Source organism: Flavobacterium ustbae, assembly GCF_003946915.1.
Taxonomy (GTDB): domain Bacteria; phylum Bacteroidota; class Bacteroidia; order Flavobacteriales; family Flavobacteriaceae; genus Flavobacterium; species Flavobacterium ustbae.
Genome location: NZ_RPOC01000002.1, coordinates 1 through 19,914, shown reverse-complemented (window position 1 = coordinate 19,914; position 19,914 = coordinate 1). Strand labels below are relative to the sequence as shown.

General features: G+C 34.0%; 16 protein-coding genes. 12 read left to right on the top strand and 4 right to left on the bottom strand.

Annotation, left to right across the window (positions count from 1 at the left end; genetic code table 11):
* Positions 1-270: 270 nt before the first annotated feature.
* Positions 271-1,251 carry a toxin-antitoxin system YwqK family antitoxin gene (locus tag EG814_RS03950; protein ID WP_164515272.1) on the top strand — a complete coding sequence of 327 codons (981 nt, stop codon included), beginning with the start codon at positions 271-273 and terminating at the stop codon, positions 1,249-1,251.
* A gap of 77 nt (positions 1,252-1,328) precedes the next feature.
* On the opposite strand, the gene EG814_RS03945 is transcribed toward EG814_RS03950, so the two are convergent.
* Together EG814_RS03945 and EG814_RS03940 are read right to left on the bottom strand one after the other, a co-directional pair.
* On the bottom strand, positions 1,329-2,120 hold the full coding sequence (locus tag EG814_RS03945; protein ID WP_125719144.1) for a DUF5995 family protein: 792 nt from the start codon (positions 2,118-2,120) through the stop codon (positions 1,329-1,331).
* 141 nt (positions 2,121-2,261) lie between these two features.
* Positions 2,262-2,639 (bottom strand): GreA/GreB family elongation factor, encoded by a 378-nt coding sequence (locus tag EG814_RS03940; protein WP_125719140.1) that lies wholly within the window; start codon positions 2,637-2,639, stop codon positions 2,262-2,264.
* A 467-nt stretch (positions 2,640-3,106) separates the two neighbouring features.
* On the opposite strand from EG814_RS03940, the gene EG814_RS03935 reads away from it, so the two are divergent.
* From EG814_RS03935 to EG814_RS03910, 6 genes are all read left to right on the top strand, one after another.
* The gene (locus EG814_RS03935; RefSeq protein WP_164515271.1) at positions 3,107-3,664 is read left to right on the top strand and encodes a dihydrofolate reductase family protein; all 558 of its coding nucleotides are present in this window, start codon (positions 3,107-3,109) and stop codon (positions 3,662-3,664) included.
* A 63-nt stretch (positions 3,665-3,727) separates the two neighbouring features.
* The gene (locus tag EG814_RS03930; RefSeq protein WP_125719136.1) at positions 3,728-4,222 is read left to right on the top strand and encodes an SRPBCC family protein; all 495 of its coding nucleotides are present in this window, start codon (positions 3,728-3,730) and stop codon (positions 4,220-4,222) included.
* A gap of 4 nt (positions 4,223-4,226) precedes the next feature.
* Complete coding sequence (locus tag EG814_RS03925; RefSeq protein ID WP_125719134.1) at positions 4,227-4,700, top strand: hypothetical protein; 474 nt, start codon at positions 4,227-4,229, stop codon at positions 4,698-4,700.
* Between the two features lie 192 nt (positions 4,701-4,892).
* The gene (locus EG814_RS03920) at positions 4,893-7,202 is read left to right on the top strand and encodes a DNA topoisomerase 3 (protein ID WP_125719132.1); all 2,310 of its coding nucleotides are present in this window, start codon (positions 4,893-4,895) and stop codon (positions 7,200-7,202) included.
* Between the two features lie 313 nt (positions 7,203-7,515).
* On the top strand, positions 7,516-7,992 hold the full coding sequence (locus tag EG814_RS03915; RefSeq protein WP_125719130.1) for a DUF6265 family protein: 477 nt from the start codon (positions 7,516-7,518) through the stop codon (positions 7,990-7,992).
* Positions 7,993-8,150: 158 nt separating this feature from the next.
* Positions 8,151-8,651, top strand: coding sequence for a DUF6265 family protein (locus EG814_RS03910; RefSeq protein WP_125719128.1), 501 nt, complete (start codon positions 8,151-8,153; stop codon positions 8,649-8,651).
* Positions 8,652-9,046: 395 nt separating this feature from the next.
* Here the strand turns inward: EG814_RS03910 and EG814_RS03905 are convergent, their stop codons facing one another.
* Positions 9,047-10,207: an MFS transporter gene (locus EG814_RS03905; protein WP_125719126.1), complete on the bottom strand. Its 1,161-nt coding sequence runs from the start codon at positions 10,205-10,207 to the stop codon at positions 9,047-9,049.
* Positions 10,208-10,426: 219 nt separating this feature from the next.
* Between EG814_RS03905 and EG814_RS03900 the strand changes: the two genes are divergently transcribed.
* The 4 genes from EG814_RS03900 (at position 10,427) to EG814_RS03885 (ending at position 16,264) form a co-directional block, all read left to right on the top strand.
* On the top strand, positions 10,427-12,748 hold the full coding sequence (locus EG814_RS03900) for a TonB-dependent receptor (RefSeq protein WP_125719124.1): 2,322 nt from the start codon (positions 10,427-10,429) through the stop codon (positions 12,746-12,748).
* A gap of 81 nt (positions 12,749-12,829) precedes the next feature.
* The gene (locus EG814_RS03895) at positions 12,830-13,981 is read left to right on the top strand and encodes a PepSY-associated TM helix domain-containing protein (protein ID WP_125719122.1); all 1,152 of its coding nucleotides are present in this window, start codon (positions 12,830-12,832) and stop codon (positions 13,979-13,981) included.
* A 100-nt stretch (positions 13,982-14,081) separates the two neighbouring features.
* Positions 14,082-14,804: a DUF4198 domain-containing protein gene (locus tag EG814_RS03890; RefSeq protein WP_125719120.1), complete on the top strand. Its 723-nt coding sequence runs from the start codon at positions 14,082-14,084 to the stop codon at positions 14,802-14,804.
* Between the two features lie 146 nt (positions 14,805-14,950).
* Positions 14,951-16,264, top strand: a complete 1,314-nt coding sequence (locus tag EG814_RS03885) for an APC family permease (protein WP_125719118.1) — start codon at positions 14,951-14,953, stop codon at positions 16,262-16,264.
* 199 nt (positions 16,265-16,463) lie between these two features.
* On the opposite strand, the gene EG814_RS03880 is transcribed toward EG814_RS03885, so the two are convergent.
* Positions 16,464-19,097 (bottom strand): valine--tRNA ligase, encoded by a 2,634-nt coding sequence (locus tag EG814_RS03880; RefSeq protein ID WP_125719116.1) that lies wholly within the window; start codon positions 19,095-19,097, stop codon positions 16,464-16,466.
* A 288-nt stretch (positions 19,098-19,385) separates the two neighbouring features.
* Between EG814_RS03880 and EG814_RS03875 the strand changes: the two genes are divergently transcribed.
* On the top strand, positions 19,386-19,766 hold the full coding sequence (locus EG814_RS03875) for a DUF1573 domain-containing protein (protein WP_125719114.1): 381 nt from the start codon (positions 19,386-19,388) through the stop codon (positions 19,764-19,766).
* Positions 19,767-19,914 lie beyond the last annotated feature (148 nt).

Below are 19,914 nucleotides of genomic sequence, written 5' to 3'. Positions count from 1 at the left end.
AAACAGTGTAGCTTTTTTTATATCCAAAACTCAAACCCCCAGCTCCACGAAGTGTTCTCACAACCGCTGCGCGAATGTCTCCGACTTCGCGCAATTTATTTGTTCTTGAAAAATTCTACACTTCAAAAAAGTCTCTGACTTTTACATTTCACATCTAATTTATATGTGTTCATTTTTAAAAATTACCTAAAAAAACGTGAATTCAAAATTAGAAGAATATCATATATTCGTAACGACATTATGTTTATTTCAAAACCTCAATACAATCTTATGCCAAAAAGACTTTTACTATTCATTTCAATTTTAATCTACGGTTGCAATGCCGATATAAATGATAAAGACAAAAGAAATGAGAATTGGGTATATTGGGTTGATTCCGAAACGGGTAAAACTTCTTGGATTCCGCTTTCAGACGAAACTACAGTTAAAGACGGCAACTACACTTCTTTTTATTCTACAGGATCAATTTACGAAAAAGGAAAACTGAAGAATGGCAAAAATATAGATACAATTTATTGGTATGATCAAAACGAGAAACTGATACATCTTACTTTCGTTAAATCAAACGTTTTTACTCAATACTACATATATAACGGACCTTACATTTCCTATTTTCAAAATGGAAATGTTTTTGAAAAAGGAATAATAGAAAATCACAAATTCAAAGATGATTGGACAAGATATTATCTCAACGGTCAAATTGAATGGTCAACAAATCTCAAAAACGGCACAGGCACAAAGCTTTGGTACTTTGAAGATGGGCAAATATCTCATTCAACCGATTATGTCAATGGCAAAATAGATGGTTTAAACAAGAGTTGGCATAGTAATGGCCAAATTAAAGAAATCTCCAATTGGAAAAACGGAGTACAAAATGGTTTATACGAATCTTTTTTTGTAGATGGCAAACCAGAATCTAAAACAAATTGGATTAACGACAAAATCGATGGTAAAAGCGAATGGTGGTACGCAAATGGACAGCAAAAAAATATAATATTTTATAAATCTGATCTTATGGACGGAAATATTAAACAATGGTATTCTAATGGAAAATTGCAAGGAGAAGCAAATTATATTTTAGGAAAAAGAAACGGAAAATCAACCCGGTATCATGAAAATGGAAATATTCTAGCAGAAGGTTTTTTCAAAAATCACGAAGAAAATGGTGAATTTACATGGTATGATAAGAATGGAAAAATTACAAACAAATTAGTTTATAGTAATGGAATTGTTATTGATACTCTTCAATAATCCCTTTTCTTGCTTAAATATAAATCCGCGCGACGCTCGCGCCAGCAGAAGTAAACAATTTAAGGTTAACGATAAATTCACGCCGCCACACACTCCATATTCTTCTCTTCCATTATCTGCATATCCATTATTTTTTGAGCAATAGTCCCTCGTTCAAATACGCGAATGATTTTAAAAACGGCGCTAACAAAATATCCAGGGTTCGAAACAAATCGAGCAATTTCGGTAATTCTTTGATCTCTTAACTGCGTGCAGGCTTCTCTTTCGTTTTCTGGAACAGCTACAAATTCGTTGGCAAATTTCCACGCCCCGTTTCTTGCCGTTTCCATGCTAAAATCGATAAAGAAATTGTCAATTTTTCCCGTAGCCTTTAGAATCCATGTGAGCGTTGGCCAAATCTTGATCAGGCACTTTTCTACACCAGCGACCAAGTTGCTAAGAATGAAATTGATCTGGTCAAAATCATGTTTTAGTTCTCCTATGTCTTCTATGGTACTGACTTCGGCCGAAGCAATTCCGAGGTCAAGATTAATGTGCGCGTTAATTCCGAGTAGTAAATGCTGCAGGACAATTGGCCAGAAATTTTCGGCTTGTTCGAAGGCAAATCCCCAGCACTCAGATGGTTTTTCTTTGGCTTGATATAGATAATACGCTTTCAAATACCGATTAGCAAAAATAACGTCTAGTTTTTCCATTCTTTCGCCATTTTGAAAAGCTCCTGCATGAATACCTTCTTTTACTTTTACCGTTACTTCACGATACAGAATGGCGAACAAACCAAGATTGCTTTGTTCCAGCTTTGATCTTTCTATTATTTCGTCCAATAACAGAATGACTTCGTCTATAGTTCCTGCCTGCTTCATACTCATTTACAATTGCTTACACTTTTATTTAGAAGAACGAATATACTTATTTTAATCGTTGAATGTGTTTTTAGAAGTAATAAAAAACATCCCGCATAGCATACGCTTTTTGGGATGTTTTTTTCATTAAAAATCACATGTTAAATATTAAGCCTCTGCTTCTACTTTTAGAATTTCCAATTTCAGATTTCCTTTTTTTGCAGGCCATTCTACTACATCGCCAACTTTGTAGCCTATTATTGCAATTCCTTCGTCTGATAGAACCGAAATCTTGTTTTTGCTTACTTTTACTTTATCAGGACCAACTAGAAGAATCGTTTTTTCTTCATTTTTGACATGATCTTTATATGTAATTCTTCGATTTACTGAAACTACATCTTCCGGAAGATTTTTTCTCAAAACTTGAGTAGCGTGTTTTAATTCGTTTAATAATAATTCTTCTTCTTGAAGAGTTACTTTTTTTCTTCTTACGTGGTCTTTTATTAAATCGTATGTTCCTGTTGTTAAAATGATATTTTGTGACATTATTTTCCTGTTTGTTTCATTTTATACAGATATGACATAAAAACTCTTCACTAAATATGGAGCAGTTCTATCTCATTCAGTGTATCATATTCTGAATAAAATAAAAGTTGATAAACGAACTTATTAGGCAACTGAAAATCCCTGTCCAGAGTTATGACAGGGCAAACGGAATAAAGTCTTTGGAACTTTTTAGGAAAATATCATCATGCAAATACCGTAACGCACTTATTAAGCACATTAAACAGCTGTTTACTAAATAGGAATTTGCAGTTATCATGATATAATTATAATCGGCTGCAAGATATAACTTTTTTCCTATAAAATAAAATCTCCATTTTTTCTATTCCTGATAAGAAATTGGCATTATAAATCAAGATGGTTTCTCTTAGATATTATAAAAATGAGTAAATTTATTATATTGATTAAGTGTAAAATGTATTCTTTTTTTAATGATAAAACCAAAAATCATGAGAAAAATAAAACTGCAAATAAACATTACAATCGACGGATTTGTTGGTGGCGAAAATGGCGAACTAGATTGGATGCTTACAGAATCTGATCAAAAACAAATTGATTATTTGAATGGTATTACAGAAAATGTAGATACTATTTTATTGGGAAGAAAAATGGCTCTTGAATCAATTCCGCATTGGCAGAAAGTAGCCGAGAGTGCCAGCAAAAATCAAGAAACTGACTTTGCACAATTTTTTACTGAAACTCAAAAAATAGTTTTCAGCAAAAACCTGCAGCATATTGATGGAAAAAATGTAGTTCTAGAAAATGGCAATTTAAAAGACGCTATTCAAAAAATAAAGGACAAACCGGGCGCTGATGTAATTGTTTATGGTGGGGCTAACTTTGTTTCTTCTCTTCTAAAAGAAAATCTTCTAGATGAGTTGAATTTGTTTGTACATCCAGTTTCAATTGGTAAAGGCCTTTCTATATTTAATGAAAAAACGAAACTCAAATTAATCAGATCAGAATTTTACACTAACGGAATTGTGCTAAACAAATATGAAATTTAAAACGTAAATTTGGATTTCTTTCGCCAAAGCAATAAAACTTTAAAGACTATCAATATACTTCTTATGGAAAACTTCGACTGGACATCTTTCACCAAAAAAATAGCGATCAAAGCTACTCTTTCAGACATTTATAACGCTTGGACAAAAGCTGCAGAATTAGAAAAATGGTTTTTAGAAAAAGTTTTATTTTTTGATGCCACACAGCAGCCGCTAGACAAAAACAAAAATGCTGTAAAAGACACTACTTACGAATGGTTTTGGCATTTATACAAAGATGCCATGAAAGGAAAAATAGTTTCTGCCAATGGACTAGATCAATTACAATTTACTTTTGAAGGAAGTTGCTTAGTAGATGTAAAACTAAGCGAAACGGAAGGTTATACCGTGGTAGAACTGCGTCATTATAATATTCCAACAGATGATTATTCGAAACAATACATTAGATTAGGCTGTTCCAACGGCTGGCATTTTTATCTGACTAATCTGAAATCGGTTTACGAAGGCGGATTGGATTTGAGAAATAAGGATAGTAATTTGAATCCGATGATTAATAATTAAAAGAATGATATCACAAATTGGGATTGAGGAATTTCGAGAAAAACTAAAAATAAACACTAAAAGTGGAAATCCTAAAATTAGCGGAACTCCTTTTCATGTATTCAATATAGCTGGAGAAAAAGACAAATTGTTTTTCGGAACAATAAATCAAAATGATTTCAAAATAACCCGAAATGCAACAATACATCCTATTCCTTTTATTTTAAACGGAAAAATTAAATCTTTGAATAAAAATCAGACTGAAATTTTTTACGAAATAATCCCAATTAAATTTGGCTATTATTGGATTCGCTATCTTCCTATTGCAGCATTCTTCTTATTTAACATTATATTTATTATTGAGAACGCACCAAGTGTAGTCTTCATAATATTCAATTTATTTATAGCAGTCACAGGTACAATTGTTAATTTACTGATGAATTATAAAAAGAAGAAATTTGAAGAAAAGTTTATTGAGGTTTTTAAAATTATAGATTAATTGGTAATTTTAATTAGAGATAATCTCAAGTGTTTTTACAGATTGTAATTACGTTGAAGAATTAAAAAAATTAGTAAAAATTAGTGCATTTCGCGGCAAACCCAAAAAAACCTTTGTTCCTTTGTTCCTAAGAACCTTTGCCCCTTTCTCCAAAAATCCCTAATTTCGCTTACTTAATCAAGAAAGGAAAGAATGAAGGTCTGTATTGCCGAAAAACCAAGTGTAGCACGTGAAATAGCAGCCGTTTTGGGTGCCAACAATAAACACGATGGTTATTACGAAGGCAACGGTTATGCTGTAACCTACACTTTTGGGCATTTATGCACCTTAAAAGAACCCAACGATTACAAACCGCACTGGAAAATCTGGGATTTGAATAATCTGCCAATGCTTCCAGAAAAGTTTGAAACCAAAGTCGTTCCCAATTCGGGAATTCAGAAACAGTTTAAAATCATAAAAAGTCTTTTTGACAAAGCCGAAGTGGTCATCAACTGCGGGGATGCTGGACAAGAAGGAGAACTGATTCAGCGCTGGGTAATGAACGAAGCACATTATAAAGGCGAAATTCAGCGTTTATGGATTTCGTCACTTACAACAGAAGCCATCAAAGAAGGTTTTGAAAACTTAAAACCATCGGCCAATTACGATAATTTATTTTACGCTGGATTTTCTAGAGCCATTGGAGATTGGCTTTTAGGAATGAATGCTACGCGCTTGTATACCGTAAAACATGGTGGCTATAAACAAGTTTTGTCTATCGGACGCGTGCAAACGCCAACACTGGCGATGGTTGTAGAACGTTTTAGAGAAATAGAAAATTTTAAACCTCAGCCTTACTGGGAATTGCAGACTTTGTACAGAGAAACGCTTTTTAGTTATGAAGAAGGACGTTTCCTGAAAAAAGAAGACGGAGAAATTCTAGCCGAAAAAGTCAAAGAAAGCGATTTTGAAATTGTTTCTGTCGATAAAAAGAACGGAAACGAATACGCTCCAAAACTTTTCGATTTAACGGGTTTACAGGTTTATTGCAATCAGAAATTTGGATTTTCGGCAGAAGAAACGCTGAAGATTGCACAGACTTTATACGAACAAAAAGTAATCACCTATCCCAGAGTAGATACGACTTTTCTTCCTGGAGATATTTATCCCAAAGTGTCTGGAATTCTACAGAAATTAACCAATTATGCTGAATTGACCGAACCGCTTTTAGGAAAGAAAATAAAAAAATCGCCAAAGGTTTTCAACGATAAAAAAGTAACCGATCACCACGCGATTATTCCAACTGGGGTTCAAAATAATCTGCCTTTCAATCAGCAGCAGGTTTATGATATTATTACAAGACGTTTTATTGCTGTGTTTTACGATGATTGTTTAGTTGCCAATACAACCGTAATCGGAAAAGCAGCCGATGTTACTTTTAAAGCAACGGGAAAAGAAATCTTGAAAAAAGGTTTCCGCGTCGTTTTTGAAGACCCGAACGCAAAAGAAAAAGAGCCTGATTTATTGCCGAGTTTTGTCGTGGGAGAAAAAGGTCCGCACGAACCTTCGTTTCTGCAAAAAGAAACCAAACCGCCGAATCAGTTTACCGAGGCGACTTTACTGCGTGCGATGGAAACGGCTGGAAAACAAGTTGACGACGAAGATCTGCGTGAATTGATGAAAGAAAACGGAATTGGTCGTCCGTCAACGCGTGCCAATATTATTGAAACGCTTTTTAAACGTCAATATATTGTTCGAAATAAAAAACAGGTTTTACCAACATTAACTGGAATCCAGCTCATTGATACGATTCAGAACGAATTGGTGAAATCGGCCGAGCTTACCGGAACTTGGGAGAAACAGCTAAAAGATATCGAGAAAGGAACTTTTACCGCTGCAGCTTTTATCCGAAACATGAAACGTATGGTTGAAGCATTGGTTTATGAAGTGCGAATGGAAACCAAACATGCTAATATTTCGCACGCCGCAACAGTACAAAAACCTATTGTAAAAACAGAAAAAGAAAAAAAGAAAGCTTCTGGAATCTCATCAGAAACGTGTCCGAAATGCCAAAAAGGGAATATTCTAAAAGGCAAATCAGCTTTTGGATGTTCTGAATATAAATCGGGTTGCGATTTTGTGCTTCCGTTTGTTTTTTATGATAAAAAAATCACAGAAAGCCAATATTTAAGGTTGGTTCAGAAAGGTTCGACTGTAAATATAAAAGGCTTCAAAACCGATTCGGGAACTGTTGAAGGTTTGATTCGATTTGAGGAAAACTACAAACTGAAACTTGAACCAAAGAAAACGGATAAAAAAACAGCAACAAAAGAAAGTTCAGATGCATTGGTTTGTCCGAAATGTAAAAAAGGTACAATTCTAAAAGGTAAAACGGCTTACGGCTGTGCTGAATATAAATCGGGTTGCGATTTTAAAGTGACTTTCGATGATGTTAGAGCAAAATTAGGCGATCAAAAACCAACAAAGGAATTGGTTTACGAGATTTTAACTGCTAGCATTTAAAGTTTTCTAGCCACAGATTAAAAGGATTATTAGGATTATTTCTTTTGGAGCGCAAATTTTGTTTCACGCAGATTTTGCAGATTGAGCAGATTTATTTTTGATTCTAAAATTTAAAAAATCTGCTTAAATCTTTTTAAATCTGCGTGAAACAAAATCAAAGTAACGATCAAAAAAATTCGCGCAAATTAGTGAAATTCGTGGCTAAAAAAAATCTTTTTAATCCAGATAATCTGTGGTAAAAAAATTCGTGAATTCGTGGCTGAAAAAAAAATTCATACTTTAGTACCACTATTAAACCCAAAATCTCATAAATATGTTTCAGAAAATTACTCTTATAGCCTTTATTATAGCTTTTGTTTCTTGCCAGAAAAAAGAAACGATCGAGAAAGATAAAATCAAAAAAGCCGACTGGTTAATCGGAAACTGGGAAAATACTTCTCCTGAAGGTATTTTATCTGAGAACTGGCAGAAATTAAACGACAGTACTTTTAGCGCTTCATCTTATTTTATTAAAGGAAAAGATACTTTACATTTTGAAACTATTGTTTTGGCTCAATTGGGTGAAACATTGACTTATAAAGCAACTGTAAAAGGCCAAAACGAAGATAAACCGGTTTTCTTCCCTTCAACTTCTGAAACCGATCAGCAATTGGTTTTCGAAAATGCAAAACATGATTATCCTCAAAAGATTGTTTATTCAAAAGGCGCCAATAATACTTTGACAGCTGAAATTTCTGGGAATCTAAATGGCAAACCAAGTTCGGAAAAGTTTGTTTTTACTAAGAAATAAGATTTTTGTTTTGCCACGAAGGCACTAAGGCACGAAGTTTTTTTTATATTTTTTGTCTTCCTGATCGAAGTCAAAGGATGTACAAAGGTTGTCCTCCCTTTAAAAAGCATTTTTTTTAAGACTATATTATTAGAAACTTTAACTTAAAATAAATCATCATGAAGCTATATTTTTCTTTATTCTTAGTACTTGGTTTGACAGTTATAACTTCTTGTAAAAAAGAAATCAAAATAGAAACTCCCCTAAAAACAAAATCTAATATCGAAAAAGCTTCGTGGTTTATTGGCGAATGGGGCAATAAATCTGAAGAAGGCGAACTTACAGAACGCTGGAAAAAAGTAAATGATTCGGTTTATTTTGGCGAATCTTACTTTGTTGTTGGAGGAAAAGACACTGTTTTTGGAGAACATGTAAATCTTGAAGATAAAAATGGCAAATTATCTTTTACGGTTACTGTTCCAGGACAAAATGACGAACTTCCAGTAACTTTTGAAATGACTACGTCTACCGACAATCAAATTGTTTTTGAAAACCCGAAACACGATTATCCTTCTAAAATTGTATACAATAAAGTTGGAAATGATTCTCTTGTCGCAGAAATTTTCGGAATGAAAAAAGGTAAAACGGCTTCTGAAAAGTTTCTAATGAAGAAAAGATAAATTAGCACGGCAATAAATGTGTCGTTCCTACGGAACTTTTGCTCGGTATTATTTCCATATCCCCACGGATTAATCCCGAAGCTTCGGGACGTGGCTACAAAATAATTCATTCCTACGGAATTTTCGAATTGGTTTCGTTTCATAAACCCCACGGATTAATCCCGAAGCTTCGGGACGTAGCTACAAAATGGTTCATTCCTACGGAATTCTAAACTTTGCGACTCCGCGACTTTGCGAGATTAAAAAAATTAAAAACTTCCTGCCTTAGCGTCTTCGCTGCAAAACTGAAACTTAGAATCTTAGCAAACTTAAATTAAACAAAAAAACTTTATGTCTTAGCGCCTTCGTGGCAAAAAACCTTAGCACCTCAGCACCTTACAAGCTTAAAAAAAAAATCACTCATTCTCCCCGATCTTATTCACCATAAAAATCATCAGAATTCCTAAAATGGCCATAACTAAAAATGCCCATTTCATACTTAAATATTCGGAGATAAAACCAACCATTGGCGGAACCAATAAAAATCCTAAATAGCCAATTGTAGATATAGAAGTCAAAGCCGAACCACTACTCAATTTTGAAGATCTCCCTGCAATACTAAATACTAGCGGAACCACACAAGAAACCCCAAATCCGATTAAAACATAACCAAAAATAGTGGGGTAAGCATACGGCAGAACAAAACAAACGCCGAAACCAGCTGTTATTAATATTCCGCTGTAAAGCAAGATTTTTTTAGTTCCAAATTTCATTACACCGTAGTCTCCAAATATACGTCCTAAAGTTACTGCCGAAGCAAAAAATACAAACGCCGCACTGGTCAATTTTGGTGAAGCTTTTAGAATATTTTCGAAATAAATTCCGCTCCAGTCGTACATGGTGTTTTCGCAAGCCATTGAAACAAAACAAATCAGAGCAAATTTTATCAGATTCTTTTCTGGCATAGAAAAGAATTTCTTTTTTACAGGAACTGGCTCATTATGAATACTCATCGGATAAAAACAAGCCGTCAGCGCTAGCATAAAAACACTTACACCCAATAAATGATGAGATGGCGCAATCTTTTGCGTAACCATGACATAACCTAAACCTGCGCCTGAAAAAACTGCAATACTCCAAACTGCATGAAAACGTGTTATAATCGATTTTGGATAGAGTTTCTGCACTTCGAGAGACTGTGCATTTATAGATAAGTTGAAGATATTTCGAGAAGCTCCAAAGAATAAAAGTATGATTACCAACTGCCACACAAATGCCGCCAAACCTGGCAATGACAGCGCAACATTAAACATAACGGCTCCCAAGAGCATAATATAACGGCTGCTGTATTTGTTTAACAATTTTCCTGTAAAAGGCATCGTTAGCATTAAACCTATCGGAAAAGCGAATAAAACTGCTCCAAATTCGGCTTCAGACAAATGCAATTGTGCTTGTATATGTGGAATTCTCGAAACCCAAGAAGAATAACCAAAACCCGAAAGAAAGAAAAAAACAGTATTGGCAATACGATATCCTCTAGGTGTATTTTGGATTTTTTTAAAGAATGGTAAAATCATGAAGTTGTTTTTTCAGACTGCAAAATTAAACCTTTTTAAAGTTTATGGCACTACAATTATAAATAAGAATTTCTAGTAATCTCTCCAGAATCAACATTTAACAATTTCGTTTATAAATGATAAAAATAAAAATTGTTAAGATTAATTTAATTTTTACATTTGCACTGTTTTTATTTATTCTAAATAAGAACAGTTTTATAAACCAATAAAAAAGTACCAATGAATTACCTCAATTTGAAAACTATGCGTTTTCTACTTACAATCAGTTTTTTATTTTCGTTCTTATCTGCCTTTGCACAAAATCACGGAAAAATTAAAGGAACCATTACCACTTCTGACAGCGAACCTGCGGCTGGTGTAAACATTATTCTTAAAAATTCTAAATACGGCACCGTTTCTAATGATGACGGCAGCTTTGATTTCAATAAAGTTAAAGCGAATACTTATACGCTTCAAGTCTCTCTAGCTGGTTACGAAACTGCAGAAACTGAAGTTGTAGTGACAGAAAACGAAACCACCGAAGTAAATTTACAGCTGAAAGTTTCGAATAAAGAATTAAAAGAAGTTATTATTAGCAGTCCAAAAAGTATTGTTTCTAAAAAAACAGATTATGTTGCGAGAATGCCTCTTAAAAATCTTGAAAATCCACAAGTTTACAGCATAATTCATAAAGAGTTATTACAAGAACAGGTTTCGGTAGATATTAGAAGCGCAGTTCAAAATTCTCCTGGTGTAGTTTCAATCAGTTATCCATCTGGAGGTGTCGGTGTAATTTTTAGGGGTTTCTCTACCGGAATTAATGCAAGAAACGGAATGGAAACAGTATCTGGGCGTTCTTCTGTTGATCTTGGAAACGTAGAACGCATTGAAGTGCTAAAAGGGCCATCTGGAACTTTATTTGGTTCTACCGTATCTTCATTTGGAGGGGTAGTAAATTTAGTAACTAAAAAACCTCATGAAATTACTGCTGCCGAAATCTCGTACACAACTGGAAGTTTTGGCTTAAACCGTCTTACTGCTGATGTCAATACGCCGTTAAACAAAGACAAAAGCGTTTTGTTTAGAATAAATATGGCGGTAAACAGAGAAAAAAGTTTTCTTGATTATGGTTTTAATAATGCTTTGCTTTTTGCGCCAAGTCTTACTTATAAAGCTTCAGAAAAATTGACTTTCAACATCGATGCCGAACTTTATAATGTAAACAATACAAGACGAACTTACAATACTTACGGAGCAACTTCTGGAATTACAAATCCGAATGATTTGAAAATTGATTACAGAAAATCGATGTTTCATGATGACAATGATGCTAAAACAAAAGCGACCAAAGTTTTTGCACAGGCAGAATATGAAATCTCAGAAAACTGGAAATCTACAACTGTATTTTCGTTTGTTGGAGAAGATGTAGAACGCAGTTACCAGAGTTACGCCGTTTGGAGTTCTCCAACTCAAGTCGCTAGGCGCGTTGGACTTTGGGGACCTATTTACAACAACTACACTAACATTCAGGAAAATTTAAATGGTAAATTTGCTACAGGAAGCATTAAACATAAATTTCTTGCTGGTATAAATTACAGACTTTATAGTGGTGCATTTTCTGGAGGAAGTACATTTACTCTTGATAATATTGATGTTACAGCGCCATTCTCTCCTATTAGAAGAAAAGCAGTCGATGCTGGTCTTGTTCTTACCACTTCTCCGCTTGCAGATCAAAAAACTTTTAGCGTATATGCGTGTGATGTAATCAACTTTACAGATCGTCTTTCTGCAATGCTAAGTCTACGTTTGGATAATTTTGATCGCGAAAAAATAGGTGCCGTTGAAGGTTACAACCAAACTGCTTTAGCTCCAAAATTAGGATTGGTTTATGAACTGGTAAAAGACCAAGTTTCTGTATTTGGAAACTACATGAATGGGTTTCAAAATATGCAGCCAGTAACGCAGCCAGATGCTTCTATATTAGTTTTAGATCCTATTTATGCTGTACAATATGAAGGAGGAATTAAAGCCGAAGCATTCAATAAAAAATTGAGTGGTTCTGTAAGCTACTACAATATTACGATTGATAATGCAACAAGACTTAACGCATCTGGTTTTACAGAACAAGATGGCAAACAAGTAAGTAAAGGTTTCGATTTTGAATTGACGGCAACTCCTATCAATGGTTTAAGCATTGTAGCAGGTTATGGATACAATGATAACAGAATTGTAAAAGCTTCTGATGCTACAATTGAAGGAAACAAAGCAACTGGTTCTCCTGAAAATGTAGTGAACTTCTGGACTTCATATACTTTCCAAAACAAACTAAAAGGTTTAGGGTTAGGTTTTGGTGCCAACTATGTAGACGATAATTTCTTTACAGCAGATAATACTTTTTATATGCCGTCTTATACTACATACAATGCGTCTGTATATTACGATCATTCGTCATGGAGAGTTGGCTTAAAATTCAATAATATAACCAACGAAAAGTACTGGGATTTCTGGGGTACATCTCAAGCGCCTACAAACATTCTAGCTAATTTAACGATCAAGTTTTAAGACTAAACTAAAATTAAAATAATAAAAAGCATCTCTGTTTAAAATCATGAGGTGCTTTTTTGATGACAAGACTTTTTATAAATGACTTTTAAAAAACTAATACTCAAAATACATTTGTGGTTAGGACTATCTTCAGGGATAATCGTAATTATACTTGGAATTACAGGCTGTCTGTATGCATTTGAAGAAGAATTACGTCCCATAATTCATGACTACTATTATGTAGATCAAGTCAAAGACAAAAAACTTCCTATTAGCCAGCTCATAAATATTGCCGTAGAAGCAAACGCAAAAGATAATCCTAACCAAAAACTTTCTGGAGCCAGAATTATTAATGATGAAAAACGGACTGTAATCATTTGGTTTTTTGAAGAACTAGACAAAGATGCCATCTGGTACTGGAATCGCTATCAAAGTACATATGCTTACATAAACCCATATACTGGAGCTGTAGAAAAACTCGAAGAATACAACTCTGAGTTTTTTGTTTTTGTTCGAATGCTCCATCAGACACTTTGTTTAAACAGTACAATTGGCGACCCAATAACAGGAACGGCGACCATTATATTTATTATTTCACTAATTACAGGTTTAATTCTCTGGTGGCCAAAAAATAAAAGTGCTGCCAAACAGCGTTTTTGGTTTCAGTGGAAAAACACCACAAAATGGAAACGCAAAAATTATGATCTGCATAATATTCTAGGATATTATATGTTGATTTTCGCTTTAATAATTGCTTTGACAGGATTGGTTTGGGCTTTTGAATGTTACGATAAAGGAGTTCAATGGCTGTTTAATGGTGGAAAAACAATTGTAAAAGAAAAACTAGTTTCTGACACCACACAATATTCTAAAAATACAGCCACAGACAAAATATATGCTGCAACAAGAAAAGCCAATCCGAAAGCAAAAAGCTATTATTTGTTCCTTCCAAAAGCAGATGATTCCTTAGCCACTTTTCAAACTTTTGTGCGATACAAAAACCGTTTTGATGATATCTCAATGGACTTTGACCGCTCTACTGCCAAACCGCTTAGAGTTACAACTTATAATGATAAAAGTGGTGGCGAAAAATTTAGATTTATAAATTACGATCTGCACGTTGGCAGTATTCTCGGATTCCCTGGAAAAGTGCTGGCTTTTTTTGCCAGTCTAGTTTCAGCAAGTTTGCCTATAACAGGTTTCTTAATTTGGTGGGGAAGAAAAAATAAAAAGAAAACGAATTCTAGATAGTCTATTTTAAAAGTAAGCTTTTTTAAGATTTTATTTTTAATTGTTCTAAATAACACTTATGTTTGTAAAAAATATCATCTAATAATTTAAACTTGATCGTATGAAATCAAATACTTTTAAAATCATAGCTTTTTTCTTTGTAATGCTGGCATCAGCTCCAATGTTTGCACACGCTCTTTGGATCGAAACTAAAGCAACTGGAACAAAAGGTAAAGCTCAGGAAATTTCTATTTACTTTGGAGAATTCTCTGATAATGACATTACAAAAGCTGACAAATGGTTTTCTGATTTGAAAAATTTCAGCTTGGTTGTGGTAAGTCCGTCAAAAAAAGAAACTAAACTGACTACAAAAGCATTAGACAACAAATATCAGGCGTTTTTTACTCCAACAGAAGATGGTGTTTACACAATTGTAATGCAGCACACAGTTGGAGATGTTTACGGAACAATGAAATTAGACTATAATTCTAGCGCAACTGTTGTGGTTGGAAATAAAAATGCAGGAAATAGCATTACGGCAAATTCAAACAAAATTGCTGTATTCTCAGAAAATGCAGATGTTGCAAAAAAAGATGCTAAAGTAACTGGAGTTGCTTCTTATGATGGCGCTATTGCTAAAGAAGCAAAAATCAAAGTTATTGCACCAAACGGATGGGAAAAAGAATTATGGACAAACGATAAAGGAGAATTCTCTTTTACTCCAATCTGGTCTGGAAATTATATGGTTGAATATGCACACACAGACAAAGCTTCTGGTGAACACAACGGAAAAAAATACGATGAAATCTGGAAAATGGCTACTTATCAAATTGCAGTAAAATAATTTTAGAAAAACTCATTCTTAGATTTAATTTCAATTTAAAAAACCTTGCTTTTTGGCAAGGTTTTTTTTTGCTTTAAATAGGAAATAAAATACGCATAAAAACCACTATTTTTGTTTGAAATTATATCCCTAAAAACGAACTCGAAATGTCAGATTCCAAGAAAAACCAATTGCAAAAAAGTTTAGGCCTAAGTTTTAATATTGCCGTTTTAATTGGAGGAACAATTGGTGTCGGAATTTTAAGAACACCTGGAACAATTGCTGAAATGCTAAATAACTACTGGCTTATTTTGGCTTCTTGGCTTTTTGGAGGTTTATATGTTTTACTGGGAGCTAATTCCTATTCTGAATTGGCGACAATGCTGCCAAAAGCTGGCGGATCTTACAATTATATTAAAAGAGCTTTGGGCGAATATGCTGGATTTCTTTCTGGCTGGTACGATTATATCGTAAATGCTATTCCACCTGCTTTTTATTGTATCGTAATTAGCGAATACACGATTATACTCTTTCCGCAATTGGCCCATTATTCTACCCTTTTATCTATTTCCTTATTGGTTGCATTTGTATTACTGCATTTAAGCGGTGTAAAAAATGGAAGTGTCATTCAACAAATTACAAGTCTTTTAAAAGTAATTTGCTTTGTGGCCTTGGTTGTGGCTTGTTTTATGTATTCTGGAGTTGAAGTTCCTAGAATAAAAACAGATAATTCCATCTTTCAAATCGGACTAGTTTTTGGATTTTTTAAATCGTTACAGCTTATTATAGGAACGTACAACGGATGGAATGCGGTTTGCTTTTTTGCCGAAGAAAATGATGATCCGAGCAAAAATATTCCGAAATCATTGTACAGCGGAGTTTTGCTTGTTGTGGCGATTTATATTTTGGTAAATGCAGCTTTTTTTCATGTTCTGCCAATCGAAACTTTAGCAAAATCTAATCTTGCAGCAGCAGACGTGGCGAAAATTCTTTTTGGAGAAAACGGAGCAAAAATCGTAACGGTAATTTCAATTTTTTCTTTAATCAGTATTTTGAATGCTTTTATGATGATCCCGCCGAGAATTCTTTACGGATTAAGCCGTGATGGATTTTTTATTAAACAAGGAACAACAGTAAACAAAGGCGGAACACCAATTGTCGCGCTTTTAGTTTCTTCGTTTTTCAGCTTATTTTTAATCTGCATCGGCTCTTTTGAAGTCTTGTTTTCTTTCGCCGCTTTTATCTCTATAATTGTTTGGGGATTGGCTTATTATTCACTTTTAAAATTAAGAACCAAAGAACCTAATTTACCAAGACCTTACCGTTCTTTTTGGTATCCGTGGACAACCATACTTGCTATTATATTCTCCATTGCATTACTTGGAGGATTCGTTTACAGCGATCCTATTAGTTTTATTATTATTGTTGGAATTGCTGTAGTTTCTTATCCTTTGTTTTTGGTTTTGAAGAAAAAAAGATAGCCACGAATTCACGAATTTTATTTTTTACAATCTTTGTAAAATAATTAATTTATGAATTCGTGACATAGTTAATTTATGCGAAAACCCGACAGGTTTTTAAAGCCTGTCGGGTTTAACATTTTAAAATGCCATTTTTTTTCGCCATAAATTGAACTAGCGAATGTTAAAAAAATTCGTGAATTCGTGGCTATTAAGCGTATTATTTCAAACCAGCCAAACTCTGCTCGATTGTAGCAATTTTTGCTAAAGCATCGGCATGTTTTTGTTTTTCTAAATTAAGAACTTTCTCTGGAGCTCCGTTTACGAATTTCTCGTTAGAAAGTTTTGCTTCTACCGATTTCAAGAAACCTTTTGTATAGTTTAATTCTTCTGTCAGTTTTGCAATTTCAGCTTCAACGTCAATATTTCCTGTAATCGGAATGAAATATTCATTTGATTTTACACGGAAAGACAATGCGCCGTCTACTTTTTCAGAAACATATTCGAAAGCAGAAACGTTTCCTAATTTCGTGATAATTGAATCAAAATACGTTGAAACATTTTCGCTGTTGATTCCTTTTAATTCGATTGCATCTTTAAACGGAATATTTTTGTCTTTTCTGATTGTTCTAATTCCAGAAATTACCTCAATTGAGTTTTCAAAATCAGAAATCAATTTAGCATCAAATGGTTTTACTTCTGGCCAAGTCGAAACAATTAAAGCTTCTTCTGGCGTTCTGTCAGCGATTAACTGCCAGATTTCCTCTGTCAAGAAAGGCATAAACGGATGAAGCAATTTCAAATTGTTTTCTAACATTTCGATCGCTTTCGCGAAAGTTACGCTGTCAATTGGCTGTTGGTATGCTGGTTTAATCATTTCTAAGAACCAAGAACAGAAATCATCCCAAACCAATTTGTAGATCGCCATTAATGAATCTGAAATTCTGTATTTTTCGAAATTATCTTCAATATCAACTAAAGTCTGCTGTAATTTCGCTTCGTACCATTCGATTGCTACTTTTGAAGATTCTGGCTGCGGAATTGAATCTGAAACCTCCCAACCTTTAATCAATTTGAAAGCATTCCAAATTTTGTTTGAAAACGCTTTTCCTTGACTGCATAATTCTTCATCAAACATAATATCGTTTCCTGCAGAAGCACTTAAAAGCAATCCTACACGAACTCCGTCTGCACTAAACTTATCAATCAAGTCTAAAGGATCAGGAGAATTTCCTAATGATTTAGACATTTTACGGCGTTGTTTATCACGTACCAAACCAGTTAAATATACATTGGTGAATGGTTTTTCACCCGCATATTCGTAACCTGCAATAATCATTCTCGCTACCCAGAAAAACAAAATATCCGGACCTGTTACTAAGTCATTTGTTGGATAATAATATTTAAAATCTGGACTTTCAGGATCCATAATACCACCAAAAACAGACATTGGCCACAACCAAGATGAGAACCAAGTATCTAGGGCATCAACATCTTGCTTAAGGTTAGAAGTTGTAAGTTCTGGGTTATTCGTTCTTTCTTTGGCTAAAACTAAAGCATCTTCGATGTTTTCTGCAACAACGAAATCTTCTTTTCCATCTCCATAATAATATGCTGGAATTTGCTGTCCCCACCATAATTGACGAGAAATATTCCAATCGCGAATGTTGTTTAACCAATGCGCGTATGTATTTTCGAAACGTTTTGGATGTAATTTGATATCTCCCGTTTCTAAAACTGATTTTATCGCTGGTTTTACCAATTCTTCCATTTTTAAGAACCATTGGTCAGATAATCTTGGTTCGATTACCGCTTTTGTTCTTTCAGAAGTTCCTACTTTATTTAAGTAGATTTCTGTTTTTGCTAAAGCGCCAATTTCTTCCAGTTCTTTTGCAATTTCGGTACGAACCACAAAACGGTCTTTTCCTTGATAGTGTAATCCGAAGCTGTTTAAAGTTGCGTCTTCATTAAAAATATCAACGATTTCAAGATTATGTTTTTCACCCAAAGTTTTATCGTTCATATCGTGCGCAGGCGTAACTTTCAAACATCCTGTTCCGAATTCTACATCTACATATTCGTCTTCGATAATTGGAATTACTCTGCCACAAATTGGAACGATCGCTTTTTTACCTTTTAAATGTGTAAAACGCTCATCATTCGGATTGATACAGATAGCAGTATCTCCAAAGATAGTCTCAGGACGTGTCGTTGCAATAGTCAAGAAATCTTCTGAACCTTCAATTTTATATTTTAAGAAAAATAACTTTCCTTGCTGTTCTTCGTAAATAACTTCTTCGTCAGATAAAGTAGTTTTCGCTTCAGGATCCCAGTTTACCATTCGGTAACCGCGGTAAATTAATCCTTTATTGTATAAATCAACAAAAGAACGAATTACAGAAGCAGACATATCTGGATCCATAGTAAACTTAGTGCGTTCCCAATCGCAAGAAGCACCTAATTTTTTAAGCTGCTCTAAGATTGTTCCGCCGTATTTATCGGTCCATTCCCAAGCATGTTTTAGGAATTCTTCGCGAGTTAAATCGTTTTTATTGATTCCTTCTGCTTTTAATTTCGCCACAACTTTTGCTTCAGTTGCAATAGAAGCGTGATCAGTTCCTGGAACCCAACAAGCGTTGAATCCTTTTAAGCGTGCTCTACGAATTAAAACATCTTGAATCGTATTATTCAGCATATGTCCCATGTGAAGGACTCCAGTGACGTTTGGCGGCGGGATTACAATGGTGTACGGCGTTCTATGATCTGGTTCTGAATGAAAATAATTGTTTTTCATCCAGTAATCATACCATTTACTCTCAATCGTCTTAGCGTCAAATTGTGCTGGAATTGTCATTTATATAATTTGTTTAATCGTTTATTTGTTTAACCGTTTAATCGGCTTTATCGTTGGCTTTAATTGACTTATCTATTTGTTTTTCTGCTTTAAAAAAAATCATTTACATATTAATCCATGCGATTAAACAAATAAACGATTAAACAGTTAAACAAAAATTTGGTTCAATTTTTGTAATTATAACTGACAGCAAAAGTAAATAATTAAGTAGACTATAAAAAGAGAAATAATAATTTGTGTGTTAATTAAAAGAATGTATATTTACTTACAATTAAAAAAAGATTTCATATGAAAAATGCAGCCTCTTTTATTGCAGTCTTATTGTTTAGCGCAATAAGTTATGCACAAAATGGCCCAAAAATTGAATTTGCAGCCCCTGATAATACAATTGATTATGGAAAAATTTCTAAAGGTGACAACGGACTTCGTTCTTTTGAATTTACAAACACTGGAGATGCTCCTCTATTAATTACAGGTGCAGAATCTACAGTAAGTTCAATCATTGTTACAAAACCTGCGGCAGCAATTATGCCGGGCAAAAAAGGAAAAATCGATGTAAAATATAATATGGTTGCAGGACCTATTCGTAAAACTATTACTGTCGAAACAAATGCAGTAAACTATCCCGACGGAAGAGTCGCTCTTAAAATTAAGGGAGAAGTTCTCTAAAAGTCAAACTTTCTAAAATAACAAAAGCCGTTTCTAGATGCACTGCCCCCAAAAAGTTAGACACTATTTGGGGGCATTTTTTATGGAAAGAAAAGTAAAGTATGACTATGCATTTAAGTTAGAATGCGTAGAATTGGTTTTAAAGAAG

Excerpts from the sequence above, each read along its gene's own strand:
- EG814_RS03950 (WP_164515272.1), top strand. The coding sequence starts at position 271 with ATGCCAAAAAGACTTTTACTATTCATTTCAATTTTAATCTACGGTTGC.
- EG814_RS03945 (WP_125719144.1), bottom strand. The coding sequence starts at position 2,120 with ATGAGTATGAAGCAGGCAGGAACTATAGACGAAGTCATTCTGTTATTG.
- EG814_RS03940 (WP_125719140.1), bottom strand. The coding sequence starts at position 2,639 with ATGTCACAAAATATCATTTTAACAACAGGAACATACGATTTAATAAAA.
- EG814_RS03935 (WP_164515271.1), top strand. The coding sequence starts at position 3,107 with ATGAGAAAAATAAAACTGCAAATAAACATTACAATCGACGGATTTGTT.
- EG814_RS03930 (WP_125719136.1), top strand. The coding sequence starts at position 3,728 with ATGGAAAACTTCGACTGGACATCTTTCACCAAAAAAATAGCGATCAAA.
- EG814_RS03925 (WP_125719134.1), top strand. The coding sequence starts at position 4,227 with ATGATATCACAAATTGGGATTGAGGAATTTCGAGAAAAACTAAAAATA.
- EG814_RS03920 (WP_125719132.1), top strand. The coding sequence starts at position 4,893 with ATGAAGGTCTGTATTGCCGAAAAACCAAGTGTAGCACGTGAAATAGCA.
- EG814_RS03915 (WP_125719130.1), top strand. The coding sequence starts at position 7,516 with ATGTTTCAGAAAATTACTCTTATAGCCTTTATTATAGCTTTTGTTTCT.
- EG814_RS03910 (WP_125719128.1), top strand. The coding sequence starts at position 8,151 with ATGAAGCTATATTTTTCTTTATTCTTAGTACTTGGTTTGACAGTTATA.
- EG814_RS03905 (WP_125719126.1), bottom strand. The coding sequence starts at position 10,207 with ATGATTTTACCATTCTTTAAAAAAATCCAAAATACACCTAGAGGATAT.
- EG814_RS03900 (WP_125719124.1), top strand. The coding sequence starts at position 10,427 with ATGAATTACCTCAATTTGAAAACTATGCGTTTTCTACTTACAATCAGT.
- EG814_RS03895 (WP_125719122.1), top strand. The coding sequence starts at position 12,830 with ATGACTTTTAAAAAACTAATACTCAAAATACATTTGTGGTTAGGACTA.
- EG814_RS03890 (WP_125719120.1), top strand. The coding sequence starts at position 14,082 with ATGAAATCAAATACTTTTAAAATCATAGCTTTTTTCTTTGTAATGCTG.
- EG814_RS03885 (WP_125719118.1), top strand. The coding sequence starts at position 14,951 with ATGTCAGATTCCAAGAAAAACCAATTGCAAAAAAGTTTAGGCCTAAGT.
- EG814_RS03880 (WP_125719116.1), bottom strand. The coding sequence starts at position 19,097 with ATGACAATTCCAGCACAATTTGACGCTAAGACGATTGAGAGTAAATGG.
- EG814_RS03875 (WP_125719114.1), top strand. The coding sequence starts at position 19,386 with ATGAAAAATGCAGCCTCTTTTATTGCAGTCTTATTGTTTAGCGCAATA.